Source organism: Rhodococcus sp. SMB37, assembly GCF_004345605.1.
Taxonomy (GTDB): domain Bacteria; phylum Actinomycetota; class Actinomycetes; order Mycobacteriales; family Mycobacteriaceae; genus Rhodococcus.
Window position 1 is genome coordinate 678324 of the sequence record NZ_SLVY01000001.1, and the last position, 14270, is coordinate 692593.

The 14270-nt window shown below is 65.1% G+C and carries 14 protein-coding genes and 1 rRNA gene; 5 read left to right on the forward strand and 10 right to left on the reverse strand.

Features of this window, described 5'->3' with window-relative positions; translation table 11 throughout:
- Nucleotides 1-16: 16 nt before the first annotated feature.
- The gene (gene glgB, locus EV641_RS03245; RefSeq protein ID WP_241996801.1) at nt 17-2170 is read left to right on the forward strand and encodes a 1,4-alpha-glucan branching protein GlgB; all 2154 of its coding nucleotides are present in this window, start codon (nt 17-19) and stop codon (nt 2168-2170) included.
- 33 nt (nt 2171-2203) lie between these two features.
- Nucleotides 2204-3652, forward strand: coding sequence for a metallopeptidase (locus EV641_RS03250; RefSeq protein ID WP_132470735.1), 1449 nt, complete (start codon nt 2204-2206; stop codon nt 3650-3652).
- A gap of 36 nt (nt 3653-3688) precedes the next feature.
- Here EV641_RS03250 and EV641_RS03255 read toward each other — a convergent pair whose 3' ends face one another.
- The 3 genes from EV641_RS03255 to EV641_RS03265 form a co-directional block, all read right to left on the reverse strand.
- Nucleotides 3689-4579, reverse strand: a complete 891-nt coding sequence (locus EV641_RS03255) for a tetratricopeptide repeat protein (RefSeq protein WP_132470796.1) — start codon at nt 4577-4579, stop codon at nt 3689-3691.
- Nucleotides 4580-4673: 94 nt separating this feature from the next.
- A complete protein-coding gene (locus EV641_RS03260) occupies nt 4674-5033 on the reverse strand; it encodes a DUF3817 domain-containing protein (RefSeq protein WP_054719967.1) in 360 nt (119 codons plus the stop codon).
- A gap of 132 nt (nt 5034-5165) precedes the next feature.
- Complete coding sequence (locus EV641_RS03265; protein WP_132470736.1) at nt 5166-6356, reverse strand: acetyl-CoA C-acetyltransferase; 1191 nt, start codon at nt 6354-6356, stop codon at nt 5166-5168.
- Between the two features lie 97 nt (nt 6357-6453).
- Between EV641_RS03265 and mce the strand changes: the two genes are divergently transcribed.
- Nucleotides 6454-6939: a methylmalonyl-CoA epimerase gene (mce, locus tag EV641_RS03270; RefSeq protein WP_054719970.1), complete on the forward strand. Its 486-nt coding sequence runs from the start codon at nt 6454-6456 to the stop codon at nt 6937-6939.
- Nucleotides 6940-7021: 82 nt separating this feature from the next.
- On the forward strand, nt 7022-8218 hold the full coding sequence (locus EV641_RS03275) for a hypothetical protein (RefSeq protein ID WP_132470737.1): 1197 nt from the start codon (nt 7022-7024) through the stop codon (nt 8216-8218).
- Between the two features lie 15 nt (nt 8219-8233).
- On the opposite strand, the gene EV641_RS29635 is transcribed toward EV641_RS03275, so the two are convergent.
- Together EV641_RS29635 and nucS are read right to left on the reverse strand one after the other, a co-directional pair.
- Complete coding sequence (locus tag EV641_RS29635; RefSeq protein WP_132470738.1) at nt 8234-8572, reverse strand: ATP/GTP-binding protein; 339 nt, start codon at nt 8570-8572, stop codon at nt 8234-8236.
- Nucleotides 8573-8575: 3 nt separating this feature from the next.
- Nucleotides 8576-9253 (reverse strand): endonuclease NucS, encoded by a 678-nt coding sequence (gene nucS, locus EV641_RS03285; protein ID WP_132470739.1) that lies wholly within the window; start codon nt 9251-9253, stop codon nt 8576-8578.
- Nucleotides 9254-9296: 43 nt separating this feature from the next.
- Here nucS and EV641_RS03290 point away from each other — a divergent pair, with 43 nt between their 5' ends.
- Complete coding sequence (locus tag EV641_RS03290) at nt 9297-10841, forward strand: adenylate/guanylate cyclase domain-containing protein (protein WP_132470740.1); 1545 nt, start codon at nt 9297-9299, stop codon at nt 10839-10841.
- A 10-nt stretch (nt 10842-10851) separates the two neighbouring features.
- Here the strand turns inward: EV641_RS03290 and ehuA are convergent, their stop codons facing one another.
- From ehuA to rrf, 5 genes are all read right to left on the reverse strand, one after another.
- Complete coding sequence (gene ehuA / locus EV641_RS03295; protein ID WP_132470797.1) at nt 10852-11616, reverse strand: ectoine/hydroxyectoine ABC transporter ATP-binding protein EhuA; 765 nt, start codon at nt 11614-11616, stop codon at nt 10852-10854.
- Nucleotides 11617-11662: 46 nt separating this feature from the next.
- Nucleotides 11663-12307 (reverse strand): ectoine/hydroxyectoine ABC transporter permease subunit EhuD, encoded by a 645-nt coding sequence (gene ehuD / locus EV641_RS03300; RefSeq protein WP_132470741.1) that lies wholly within the window; start codon nt 12305-12307, stop codon nt 11663-11665.
- Nucleotides 12304-13038 carry an ectoine/hydroxyectoine ABC transporter permease subunit EhuC gene (gene ehuC / locus EV641_RS03305; protein ID WP_054719495.1) on the reverse strand — a complete coding sequence of 245 codons (735 nt, stop codon included), beginning with the start codon at nt 13036-13038 and terminating at the stop codon, nt 12304-12306. The genes ehuD and ehuC overlap by 4 nt, the downstream gene beginning before the upstream one ends.
- Nucleotides 13039-13054: 16 nt before the next feature.
- Entirely contained in the window at nt 13055-13957 is a 903-nt protein-coding gene (gene ehuB, locus EV641_RS03310; RefSeq protein WP_132470742.1) for an ectoine/hydroxyectoine ABC transporter substrate-binding protein EhuB, read from the reverse strand.
- Between the two features lie 229 nt (nt 13958-14186).
- Nucleotides 14187-14270, reverse strand: a 5S ribosomal RNA gene (gene rrf, locus EV641_RS03315); the annotation flags it as partial.

A 14270-nucleotide genomic window follows, 5' to 3' on the forward strand; every position in this document is an offset into this window, starting at 1 on the left:
GCCGAATCCCGACGACCTGGCACGCCTCGCGGCCGGCGAACACCACGACCCCCATTCGCTTCTCGGTGCCCATCCACATCCCGAGGGCACCGTGTTCCGGGCGCTGCGCCCGGGTGCAGAGGCGGTGGCGGTACGTGTGGGCGGAACCGATCATCCGCTCGAACCAGTGGGCCACGACGTGTTCAGCGCGTTGCTGCCCGTGCACGACCCCGCCGACTACCGCTTGGTGGTGCGGTATCCGTTCGACCACACCGTGGTCGTCGCCGACGGCTACCGGTTCCTGCCCACCCTCGGCGAACTCGATCGTCATCTGATCAGTGAGGGGCGGCACGAACGACTGTGGGATGTGCTCGGTGCCCACCCCCGTTCGTACGACACACCCGACGGCACGGTGACGGGAACGTCGTTCGCGGTGTGGGCGCCCGGCGCGCGCGGCGTGACGGTGCTCGGCGAGTTCGACATGTGGGGCGGGACCACCGCACCCATGCGTGTCCTGGGTTCGAGCGGCGTGTGGGAGTTGTTCGTTCCGGGTGTCGAGCCGGGCGGGCTCTACAAGTACCGGGTCCACGGGCACGACGGTTCGGTGCGCGACAAGGCCGATCCGATGGCGTTCGCTACCGAGGTGCCCCCGGCGACCGCATCCGTCGTCACGCGCAGCGCGCACGAGTGGCACGACGAGCAGTGGCTCGCCGCGCGCGCCGAGGCTCAGCCGTGGCAGGAACCGATGAGCGTGTACGAGGTCCATCTCGGTTCGTGGCGACCGGGACTGACCTACCTGGAGCTCGCCGACCAGCTGGTCGAGTATGTGCACGAGACCGGGTTCACGCACGTGGAACTCATGCCCGTTGCCGAGCATCCGTTCGGCGGGTCGTGGGGCTATCAGGTGACCTCGTATTACGCGCCGACCGCGCGGTTCGGCACTCCCGACGACTTCCGTGAGTTCGTCGACCGCCTCCATGCCGCAGGAATCGGCGTGATCATGGACTGGGTGCCCGCGCACTTCCCGAAGGACGACTGGGCACTCGCGCGGTTCGACGGCAGCCCCCTGTACGAGCACGCCGATCCGCGGCGCGGTGAGCAACTCGACTGGGGCACCTACGTGTTCGACTACGGGCGCAAGGAGGTACGCAACTTCCTGGTGGCCAACGCGTTGTACTGGATCGACGAGTTCCACATCGACGGGCTCCGCGTCGACGCGGTGGCGTCGATGCTCTACCTGGACTATTCGCGGCCCGAAGGTGAGTGGACCCCGAACGAGTTCGGTGGACGCGAGAATCTCGATGCCGTGGCGTTCCTGCAGGAACTCAACGCGACGGTGCACAAGCACCACCCCGGTGTCGTGACGATCGCCGAGGAGTCCACCGCGTGGCCGGGGGTGACGCGCCCGACGAACGTCGGCGGCCTGGGGTTCTCGATGAAATGGAACATGGGCTGGATGCACGACACCCTCGGATATCTGATGCACGACCCGGTGCACCGCACGTTCCACCACCACGAGATCACGTTTTCGCTGATGTACGCGTGGAGCGAGCATTTCGTGCTGCCGATCAGCCACGACGAGGTCGTCCACGGCAAGGGCACGCTGTGGACGCGAATGCCAGGCGACGACCACACCAAGGCCGCGGGGTTGCGCGCGATGCTCGCGTACATGTGGTCGCATCCCGGTAAGCAACTGCTGTTCATGGGACAGGAGTTCGGGCAGGTCGGCGAGTGGTCGGAGGAGCGCGGTCTCGACTGGTGGCAGCTCGACGACCAGCACACCGGCGCATTGCACAGGGGTATCCGCGCGCTGGTCACCGATCTGAACTGCACGTACCGCGAGCATCCGGCGCTGTACACGCTCGACACGACGCCCGGTGGATATTCGTGGATCGATGCCAACGACGCCCACAACAATGTGCTCAGCTTCCTCCGTTACGGCAGTAACGGTTCGGTGATCGCGTGCCTGTACAACTTCTCGGGCAGTGTCCACGCCGACTATCGTGTCGGGTTGCCCGAACCGGGCACCTGGGAGGAGGTGCTCAACACGGACGCGATCGCGTACCAGGGAAGCGGCACCGGTAATCTCGGCGCGGTGATCGCCACGGCTCATTCGTGGCACGGTCGCCCGGCTTCGGCTCGGGTGACGCTCCCTGCGCACGGCGCGATCTGGCTGTCGCCGCGGCGGTGAGCGCCGACAGCGACGAGTGGAGAGTGGATCGACGTGACACGACACCGATGGTTCGCCCCGCTTCTCCCTGTTCTCGCGGCTGTGTTGGTGGCCGGTTGTACGCAGGAGATCTCCGGGACGGCGGTGTCGATCTACGACAACCCGTTCACCGTCGCAGGTCTACCTGTGGTGTCGGGTCCGACGGGGCCGCGCAGCGGTGTCCCCGATGCCGACGTGACGATCGAGAACACCGACGGCGGCGACATCGACATCCTTGCGGGAAACGCGATTGCCGACATCGAGGAGTACTGGAGGCAGGAGTACAGCTCGATCGCGCGAGGCGACTTCGAACCGGTCGGCACGATAATCTCGTGGGATCCCTCCGAGCGCCGCGGCCCCCGCTTCTGCGGCGCATCCACCTACGACTTCATCAACGCCGCCTACTGCAGTGGTGGGGACGTCATCGGTTGGGACCGTACCTATCTCATGCCCCAACTCGTCGAGGATTTCGGGCCCATGTCTGCGGTCACCGTGCTTGCCCACGAATACGGGCACGCCATCCAGTACTCGACCGGGATCGTCGCCGACGACGATCCCGGCATCGTGTTCGAGCAGCAGGCCGACTGCTTCGCCGGTGCCTTCATGCGGCACGTCGCCGAGGGCAACTCCGAACACTTCGAACTCAACACTGCGGACGGCCTCAACAATGTGCTGGCGTCGATGGTGTTGTTCCGCGACAGCGACCCGAACGATCCGGATTCCATCCACGGCTCCGCGTTCGAACGCGTGACGGCGGTGCAGATCGGGTTCACGGACGGTGCCGCGACCTGTCCGCGTATCGACGCCGCGGAGATCGAATCGCGGCGCGCGGATCTGCCACAGTATTTCGACAGCAGCGATGACGGCGAGCTTCCTGTCACCGCGGATTCCGTGGAGACGATCTTCGAGTCGTTCAACCACGTGTTCGACCTCGAGTCGCCGCCGGAACTGGATCTGTCCGGCGCCGACCTCGGCTGCTCCGACGCGAAGACGACCGCGCCGGTGTCGTATTGCCCGTCGTCGAACACGGTGGGCGTCGATCTCGAGGAACTCGCTGCTGTCGGCACCCCCGACCGTTCTCGGCGCGACGGTTTCAGCGCCGATGTGCGCGGTGACTACAACGCCTACATCCTCGTCGCGTCCCGCTACGCACTTGCGGTGCAGCAGGACGCGGGCCAGGTCCTCACAGATGCCCGCACCGCATTGCGCGCCGCATGCCTGTCGGGTGTGATCAGTGCAGCTCTGAGTCCGTCGAGCACCGTCGCCGCGGAGCTCGACCCCGGCACTGAGATGGTATGGCTCTCCCCCGGCGATCTCGACGAAGCCGTGTCGGGGTTGCTCCGCGACGGGCTCGCTGCGAGCGATGTCAACGGCAACACCGTGCCGAGCGGATTCGCGCGGGTAGATGCATTTCGGACCGGGGTGCTGGGCGGCGAAGGTGCGTGCACCGGCCGTTACCGCTGAGGCAACGACCGGTGGGCCCTCTTCGGGAGGGACGCGTCAGTAGAGTGCGGCCGCAAGCTTGCGACGCGCGGCGATCACGAACGGCTCCGCCGTGTCGAACAGCTCGAACAGTTCCAGCAGCCGAGTGCGTGCCGCGGTACGGTCGTCGCCGGCGCTGCGCTTGACGAAGGCGATGATCCGTTCGAAAGCGGCTTCGGGATTCTGCGCGAACAGCTCGGCGTCGGCCGCAGCGAGTTGCGCTTCGAGATCGGCGGGGGCAGCGTCCGCACGCGCGACCGCATCTGCGGGAACGTCCTGTGCCCGTGCCAGGAACTTCACCTGTCGCAGCGCAGCCTTGGCGTCGGCATTGTTCGGCTCGGAGTTGAGGATCAGATTGTAGGCGGCTTCCGCGCCCTCGAAATCGCCCTGTTCGAGAGCCTGCTCGGCGGTGGTGAATCGTGGATTCGCCGGCTGCTCGGCCGGCTCGCCTTCGGCAGAGGGAGGGCCCGACAGTTTGCCTTCGACAGCCTGAGCGATCGCGTCGAGCCACTGCCTCAGAGCCGGTTCGGGTTGGACGCCCTGGAAGTCGGCAAGCGGCTGTCCCGCGGCGATCGCGACGACGGTCGGCACCGACTGCACTCCGAAGGCCTGGGCGATCCGGGGATTGGCATCGACGTCCACCTTGGCGAGCACCCATGCGCCGGCCGCCTCGGTGGCGAGCTTCTCCAGAAGAGGCGAGAGCTGTTTACAGGGTTCGCACCAGGTGGCCCACAGGTCCACGATGACGGGGACCTGGGTGGACCGCTGGAGCACTTCGGTTTCGAAGGTGGCCTCGGTGACGTCCACGATCGGCGCGAATGCGCCTTGTGTGCCGTCACCGGACGGAGGCGGAGGAGGCGGCGTGGCAGCCCGCTCCTTGAGGGGCGCGAGATCCACCGCGCCGGACAGCGCCGCGGCCGCGGCGGCGGAACGTACAGGACGGGAACCGGGTCGAGTCACGTCCTCCAGTTTGGCATGCCACGGCCGCGGAAGCTGCGGACGGTCAGGCAGCAGCGGGTGCGTTCTCGCGGCTGCCGGGCTCGGAGAGTTCCGCGAGGCGGCCCGTCTTGACTGCCCAGCGCTCGAAGACGATGGTTCCGAAGGGCGGGACACTCGATACGAGCGCAAGGAACGTGGTCTTGATGTCCCACTTCAGTGCCCACGCGGTCACGAAGGTAACGACGATGAACAGCATGAACCCAGCGATTCCGTGCACCATGCCGGGGATTCGGATCGCTTCCTCGTACCCGAGAACCCATTTGAAGAACATCGCGATCAGGAGGGCCAGCCAGGTCACGGCTTCCCAGATGGCCACGAGGCGGAACCTCTTCGCGGGAGTGGACAGGTCGAAGATCGTCGTCATAGGGCCATTGTGCCCACTAATCTACGACGACTCGTAGTGCAGTGAGAGACATCACGGCCCTCGACGTTGGACGTCGAGGGCCGTGATGTTTCCGAGTTCGTCGATCAGGCCCGGTGGGTGCCCGGTCGTCGACTATCCCTTCGGCACACGCACGATCAGGGCGTCGCCCTGCCCGCCACCACCGCACAATGCAGCCGCGCCGACGCCGCCACCACGACGCTTCAGCTCGAGCGCGAGATGCAGTGCAATCCGAGCACCGGACATACCCAGCGGGTGGCCGAGCGCGATCGCGCCGCCGTTGACGTTGACCTTGTCCGCATCGATACCGAGCTCACGCGCCGACGCGATACCGACCGCGGCGAAGGCCTCGTTGATCTCGATGAGGTCGAGATCCTTCGGATCGATGCCCTCGCGCTCACAGGCCTTGGCGATCGCGCGGGCCGGCTGCTGCTGCAAGGTCGAATCAGGGCCCGCGACGACACCGGATGCGCCGATCTCCGCGATCCAGCTCAGGCCGAGCTCTTCGGCCTTGGCCTTGCTCATCACGACCACCGCGGCGGCACCGTCGGAGATCTGCGACGCCGAACCGGCAGTGACGGTGCCGTCCTTCGAAAACGCCGGCCGGAGCTTGGCGAGCGATTCGACGGTGGTGTCGGCGCGGATGCCCTCGTCGGCGGCGAACACGATCGGATCGCCCTTGCGCTGCGGAATCGAGACGGGCACGACCTCGTCGTCGAACAGGCCGTCCTTCCAGGCGCGCGCGGCCCTCTGGTGCGAGGCGGCCGAGAAGGCATCCTGCTCTTCCCGGGAGACGAAATCGGCATCCTTGTTGGCAGACTCCGTGAGGTTGCCCATCCCCTGGTCGGTGAAGATGTCGTGCAGGCCGTCGTAGGCCATGTGGTCGCGCAGGGTGACATCGCCGTACTTGAATCCGGCGCGGCTCTTCTCGAGCATGTGCGGGGCCTGGCTCATCGACTCCTGGCCACCGGCCACGATGATGTCGAACTCCCCTGCACGGATCAGCTGGTCGGCCATCGCGATTGCGTTGATGCCCGACAGACACACCTTGTTGATGGTCAGGGCGGGGACATCCATCGGGATACCGGCAGCGACAGCAGCCTGACGTGCGGGGATCTGGCCTGCGCCGGCGGTGAGCACCTGGCCCATGATCACGTACTCGATCTTCTCCGGCGCGACCCCGGCCTTGTCCAAGGCGCCCTTGATGGCGACCCCGCCGAGATCGGATCCGGAGAAGTCCTTCAACGAACCCTGCAGGCGGCCCATGGGTGTACGGGCGCCGGCGACGATGACAGAAGTGCTCACGGAAATGTCCTTCGAATAGACAACGCGGACGCTCACTCGGTGGAATACCTGGGGACCCGATATGAGCTTGACCAACGGTACCGCTACCGTCAGAGGCATGACCGAGACCTCTCCCACATTGTCGCCTGTCGCGGCCGCTCTGTCCTCCGGGCTCGTCACGGCGATCGACCACGTCGGCATCGCCGTGCCCGATCTCGACGCCGCCCTCACGTGGTACGCCGAGAATGTCGGGCTCGTGTCCACGCACGAGGAGATCAACGAGGAGCAGGGCGTCCGGGAGGCCATGCTCTCCGTTCCCGGCAGCCCCGACGGTGCCACCCAGATCCAGTTGCTCGCCCCGCTGAACGAGAACTCGACGATCGCGAAGTTCATCGACCGCAGCGGTCCCGGCCTGCAGCAACTCGCCTACCGGGTCACCGACCTCGACGCGATCTCCACCCACCTGCGCGAACGAGGCGTCCGACTTCTGTACGACGCACCGCGCCGCGGCACCGCCGACTCGCGCATCAACTTCCTCCATCCGAAGGATGCGGGTGGCGTTCTGGTCGAACTCGTCGAGCCCGCCGCAGACCCCGCACACTGACGCAGGCTGCGAGAACAGCTCCAGTGCCTGTGGTACTGGAGCTGCCCAAGTGATTCCGTATTCGAGCGAGTAGATTGTCTTCATGGTCTTCGATCGTGATCGCGCCCCCAGTCACCTGCCGTTCTCCATCGTGCGGAAGGGCTTCGACCGCGACGAGGTGACCAACTACTTCGCCCGATTCGAAGCCGAGCTCCGCGTGACGGCAACCGACCGAGACGCGGCATCGGCACAGGCCCGCGACCTCGCGCGCCAGCTGGAGAACGCCCGTAATGAGATCGACGATCTACGCAAGGATGTCGATCGGCTCTCGGTGCCCCCGACCACTGCGGAAGGCATGAGCGACCGCATCTCCCGGATGCTTCGGCTGGCGTCCGACGAGGCGTCGGAACTGCGAGCCCGGGCCGAGAGCGATGCCGCCGAGATGATCTCCCTCGCCGAACAGGAAGGCATCCGCCTCCGCGGCGATTTGGAGAAGCGCCTCGAGGACCTCGAGAACCGGCGCCTCGCCTGCGAGGAAGAGCACGCCCGTACGATGGCCGCCGCGCGCGCCGAAGCAGACCGGATCATCGCTGCCGCGCGCGCCGAGGCCGACCGTCGTGCCGCCGAGGCCGAGAGCAAGCGCGAGCAGGTTCAGCAGGACTTCGAGATCACGATGTCCGAGCGCCGGTCGAAGCTGCTCGGTTCCCTCGACGAACTCGAACGCTCGAGCAAGGGTGAAGCAGAACGTCGCCTCGAACAGGCCACTTCCGAAGCAGCTCGACGCCTCTCGGTGGCCACCGAGGCCTCCGAGCGCAAGATCGCGAGCGCCAAGGGACTCACCGAGGAGCTTCTCGTCCTGCGCGGACGCATCCTCGGTCAGCTCGACGCCGTACGTGAACAGCTCGACGGCGTACCCGAGATGCTCGCCGCGGCAACCGAGGAAACCGACCTCCTGGGACGCGGTCTCTCGGACGACGCGACACCCCCGTCGGGCTCCGAGGGCGACTCGTCCGACAGGTCCGAAGAGAAGACCGAGGCCGACAGCACCCGAGGCGGACACAATAACGGCGGCGGCCCCGGCATCACGAACTCGGGAACAGAATCCGAGAGCTCCCGTGCGGGCGCCGGCGAGTCCACGAGCAAGCGCAACGACTCCGACGATGCCGACGCGAACGAGAGCAGCCGCGGTGCTGCCGCGCCGACCCCGAAGCAGACCCGGTCCCCGGCCTCGCCCCGGGGCGAGGCTCCGCGTCCCGGCAGCGGTCGTTCACCAGCGGTGGCCAGCCGGGTTCGACGGTAGTCGCACCCCCGCCGGTCAGGACCACCGTCGGGTCGGTCCCCGCCTCGCGCGGGCCGACCAGCACCCGTTGTGCCAGTGTCGACGATCGTCGGCACCGCCGGGGAGATCGGTCGGCCACGCCACGATGTGCGGCGTCCCCGGAGCGATCTCGTGGTCGCATCCGGGGCACCGATACGGTTTCGTCGCTCGGGACCCCGGCACCGTGCGCACTGTGAACTGCTCGGATTCTGCGCCGGTCGGTCCCGACTCGGTCCGCGTGGTCGCCCAACCGAACGGCGAGGACCCGGGTCCCGACCGCCCGGCCTCCGCCTTCGCGCGCTTATGCGACGCCTGGGGGCGATTCCGGCGTGGCATGGCTCAGAACAGCCGGAATTCGGTGCTCTCGGTTCCGCGCAACGCCTCGTAATCGAGTACGAGGCACCGGATACCGCGGTCGGTCGCGAGTGTCTTGGCCTGCGGCTTGATCTGCTGGGCGGCGAACACTCCGGTCACAGGCGCGAGCAGCGGGTCTCGATTGAGCAGCTCGAGATAGCGCGTGAGTTGTTCAACGCCATCGATCTCACCGCGCCGCTTGATCTCGACCGCAACCGTGGCGCCGTCGGCGTCGCGGCACAGCAGGTCGACAGGTCCGATGGCGGTGGGAAACTCGCGGCGAACCAGGCTGTATCCCGCACCCAATGTCTCCACGTGTTCAGCGAGCAGTTCCTGCAGGTGCGCTTCGACACCGTCTTTGATCAGGCCAGGGTCGATTCCGAGTTCATGGCTCGAGTCGTGCTCGATCTCCTCGATGGTGATGCGCAACTGCTCCCCGGCCTTGTTCGTGACCACCCAGAGCGCCTCTACATCCTCCTCGGGTGTCTCTTCCGACAGCCAGCACGGCGGGCTCATCCAGTTGAGGGGTTTGTAGGCACGATCGTCGGCATGCACGCTCACCGACCCATCCGCTTTCACCAACAACAATCGGCGTGCGGTGGGAAGGTGTGCGGTCAGACGTCCGATGTAGTCGACACGGCAACGAGCAATCACTAGGCGCACACAGCCCACCCTAAAGGATGACCTCGTCTACTCTCGAACGACCATGTCAGCACGCAACAGTCGCACCGCGCCGCTCGGTTCCGCGATTCTGGGACAACCGGAGGAACCGGTCCGGCGACTCCGAATTCGGGTTCAGTCGTTGCTGACACTCTCACTTGCCGGCACCCACATCATCGGAGCATTGATCGCGGCGACCCTCATCAATGTGGTGATTCCAGGGCCGTCATTGCTGACCTCCGAGTTCCTCATCGTGATCGCTGTCCTGGCACCGGCGTACGTGGTCGTGGCAATCGTGGTCGGCACCATCCTCGGCACCCGCTACGGCGTGGATCGTTTGGGCTGGGCTCTCGACGGTCGCCGCCCCACTCCTCGAGAGCAGCGGACGGCCCTGAACCTGCCCCTGCGCATGACCATGCAGCAGGGCCTCCTCTGGATCATCGGGCTCGTCCTGTTCACGACGTGTCTCGGTATCATCGATCCCGACACCATTCCCAAGGTATCGATCACGATCCTGCTCGCGGGTCTCACCGTGTGCGGATTCGTCTACCTCTTCACCGAATTCGCACTTCGCCCGATCGCGGCACGAGCGCTCGAAGCAGGCGCGCCACGCCGTCATCGCTTCGCCGGAACCACCGGGCGCGTGATGCTCGCGTGGGCACTCGGCAGCAGCATCCCCGTGATCGGCCTGATGCTGATCGCGGTGTTCAGCTTCATCCGGCCGGTCACCCCGGTCCGGTTCGCGGTGACCATCCTCGCGCTCGGGAGTATCACTCTGCTCGTCGGTTCGTTGCTGCTGTTTCTCAGCGTGCGCTCGAGTATCGCCACGATCGAATCGGTGCAGTACGGCATGTCACAGATCGAGAAGGGCGACCTGGACACCAAGGTCGTGGTGTACGACGGGACCGAACTCGGCGAACTCCAGGCGGGGTTCAACCGCATGGCCGAAGGACTGCGGGAACGCGAGCGCATCAGAGAGGTATTCGGCAGGCATGTCGGCCGCGATGTCGCAGCCGAAGCTCTCGACAGCGCCGGCATTCTCGGGGGCGAGGAACGCGATGTCGCGGTGCTGTTCATCGACATCGTCGGGTCTACGACCCTCGCGACCGAGAGACCTCCCGTCGAGGTCGTCGCTTTGCTCAACCGTTTCTTCGCGGTGGTGGTCGACGAGGTCCACCACGCCGGCGGGTCGGTCAACAAGTTCGAGGGCGACGCGGCGCTGGCGATCTTCGGTGCTCCGGTCCGGGTCGACGACGCGGCCGGTCGTGCCTTGCGGACCGCACGCACGATGGCACAGCGGCTCGCGGTCGAGGTCCCCGAGTGTCGCGCCGGAATCGGGGTCGCCGCGGGCCGCGCGGTGGCAGGAAATATCGGCGCCGCAGAACGTTTCGAGTACACCGTCATCGGAGATCCGGTGAACGAGGCCGCGCGCCTCTCCGATGTCGCGAAGACCGTACCCGGCTACGTGGTTGCATCGGGCCGTGCCCTCGATGCCGCGACGAGCGACGAAGCATCCGCATGGAGCATGCGCGACGAAATCACCTTGCGCGGAAGGTCGGAGGTCACTCGGCTGGCAGTACCGGCCGAGTGACCTCGCTCCCTCACTCCCCTGCGAGGACTGCGTCGAGGAACTTACGGGTACGTTCCTCTTTCGGGTTCGTGAAGATGACGTCGGGCGGTCCCTGTTCGATGATCCGTCCCTTGTCGAACATCATGACGCGGTTGGAGACGTCCCGGGCGAAGTTCATCTCGTGCGTGACGATCAGCATCGTGATGTCGGTGGTCTCCGCGATCTGGCGCAGAACGTCGAGCACGTCGGCGACCAGTTCCGGGTCGAGCGCCGACGTCACCTCGTCCAGCAGCAGAATGTCCGGGTCCATCGCGAGTGCGCGAGCGATGGCCACGCGCTGTTGCTGGCCACCCGACAGCTGAGTGGGATGCGCCTTTTCCTTGTCCGACAGGCCTACCATCGCGAGCAGTTCCCGTGCACGCGTTTCCGCATCGGACTTCTTCCGACCCAAGACGTGAATGGGAGCCTCGGTGAGGTTTTCCATGACGTTCATGTTCGGAAACAGGTTGAAGTGCTGAAACACCATGCCGATGCTCTGCCGCACCTTACGCAGATGCTTCTCCGACGCGGGAACGAGCTTCGAACCTTTGCGCTCGTGACTCAAAGGCTCCCCCTTGACCCACACGACGCCGCCGTCGATCTTCTCCAACGTCATGAGCAGCCGCAGGATCGTGGTCTTGCCCGAGCCACTCGGGCCGATCAGGGTGACACGGTCGCCGGCTGCGACCTCGAAGTCGAGGTGATCGAGCACGACGTTGTCGCCGAACTGCTTCACCACGGACTCGAAGCGGATCATCGGATCGCCCGAGGGATCCTCGGTTCCCCCGATGTCTTTGGTCAGGTCAGTAGGCAAGACGACGCTCCAATCGGCGGATCAGCAATGAGGTCGGGTAGCTCGCGATCAGGAAGATCAGCCCGGCCAAGGTCAGCGGCTCGAGATACTGGAAGTTCCTGGCACCGAACTGCTGAGCTGCGGTAACCATCTCGACCACCGTGATGGTGAAGAGGAACGGAGTGTCCTTGAACATCGAGACTGCGTAATTTCCGAGCGCCGGGACCACCCGTCGCACGGCCTGCGGGAGGATCACCGCCCGCCACGTGCGAGTGCTCGGCAACGACAGCGCCCGGGCCGCTTCCCACTGACCCACAGGTACCGCTTCGATTCCTGCTCGGTACACCTCGGCCATGTACGTCGAGTAGTGGATGCCCAGGACAGCGATACCGATCTGCAACGCAGAGAACTGGGGAAGCATGTAATACACGAAGAGCAACTGCACAACCAGCGGTGTCAGGCGGATGAACTCCACGACACCGCCGAGCACCATGGCGAACGGTCGCGGCAACGTGCGTCGCGCGATCGCCACGACCAGGCCCAGCGCTGCGGCGAGGACGAAACCGAGGACGGTGGCGAGCAGCGTGATCTTGAACCCGTCGAGCAACACCGGGAGCGCCTCCCAAGCGCGTTGCCAACTCCAGTCGACGGTCACGTCTTCACCTCCTCCGGCTTATCGATCACCGGCGCAAGACCGAAGATCTCACGCATCGACGGCCCCGTGCCCAGCCTGCTCTTGGCCCGCACCTCGAGTGCATTCATCAACAGCGTCAACACATATCCCACGATGAAGTACAGAACGAGCCCGACGCCGAAGGCGAAGAGGGTGTCGCCGGTGGTACGGCGCAACTGCTCGATCTCGAATGTCAAGTCGTGCAGGAGGATATAGCTTGCAAGCGCGGTGCCCTTGAGCAACTGGATCAGCAGGTTCGTCAACGGCGGGATCATCTCGGCCCACGCCTGAGGAAAGATCACCCGCCTGAGACGCTGCCAGTAGCTGAAATTCAACGCGGTCGCAGCCTCCCATTGGGGACGCGGAACCGAAGCTATGGCGCCACGTACAACCTCCGCGCCGTAGGCACCGTAGTTCAACGACAGCGCGAGGATGCCACACACGATCGGCTCGAGCCGATACCCGAACAGCGGCATGACATAGAAGAACCAGAACAACTGCACCAGGAGCGAAGTGCCCCTGAAGAACTCGATGACAACCCTGGAACTCCCCCTCAGGATCAAGTTCTTCGCGCCGGCCGCCAGTCCGAGACTGACGGCCAGCAGAAATGCGAAGAACGCGCTACCGACCGTGAGGTAGAGAGTGACCAGGATTCCGTCGAGTATTCGAGGAAACGCGCTTGTCAGCGCCTCGATATTCGAACCGAAATCCATTCTGGAGAACCCGCTCTCAGGACACGCCCTCGCAGAGGATCTCTGTGGTCAGCTCAGGATCGGGCAGCTCGTTCTCGGTGAACCCGAATTCACCCACGATCGACAGGTACTTGTCCGGGTCGGACGTGATCTTCGCGAGTTCCTCGTTGTATGCGTCCCGGAGCTCCTCGTCGCCCTGACGGAACACAGTGCCGCCGGCACCGACCTGAGGAACACCGTTGATCTCGGCGACGAACGACTCGGTGACGTCGACCGGAGCCGACTCGTTGTTCTGCTTCATCCAGTTGAGCGAGATACCGGTCAATGCGAACACATCCGAACGTCCGTTGATCACTGCATCCATGCCGTCCTGAGCCGATGCGACCTGAGTTGCATCGATACCCGACGCCTCGGCGTAGTCCGACTCGATCGCACCGGTCATGGTCGCCATACTCGCGCCGCTGTCCTTGATCGACTGGATGTCCGACAGGTTCTGAGGGTTGCCCTCAGGCACCATCAACGCGGTCGTGTAATTGAACTCGGGCTCGCTGAACAACGCTTGCTCGCAACGCTGGGGCAGGATCGACATGCCTGCGCTGACAACATCGAACCGGCCGGCCTGCAGCCCTGGGATGAGCGCACCGAAGTCGGTGGCGACGCCCTCCACATTGTCGATGCCGAGATTCTTGAAGATCTCGCGGTGCAAGGCAACCGTTGCGCCGGTCAGTTCACCGTCCTCCATGAAGCTGTAGGGTGCCTCACCGGCGAACCCGACCGTGACGGTGCCTGCTTCTCTCAGGCTCTCGAGGGACGTCCCGCCCTCGGCACCCCCTCCGGGGTTGGTGCTGGTGCATCCGGCAACCGATGCGCCGACCAATCCGAGTCCGGCAATTCCTGCAGCAAGCCTCACGGTCGAGCTCTTGCCAAATCGCATCCTCATCGTCCAATCCCTTTCGTCGTCACTAGGAACGACCCGGGAGGATCCGCACCGCATTGCAGCACGACCCAACGGATCTGCCCAGCGGACGTTACCGAGTGAAAGGGTCAAACCGGAAACCAGAACCGCGTTGTTACCATCTCGTAACCTGATTGGTTGGCTCCGCAAACACAAAGCGATAGAAACGCGTTTGGGGCCCACACAAAAGTGTGGGCCCCAAACGCAAACGGGTGTTCGGCGGCGTCCTACTCTCCCACACCCTGTCGAGTGCAGTACCATCGGCGCAGACAGGCTTAGCTTCCGGGTTCGGAATGGG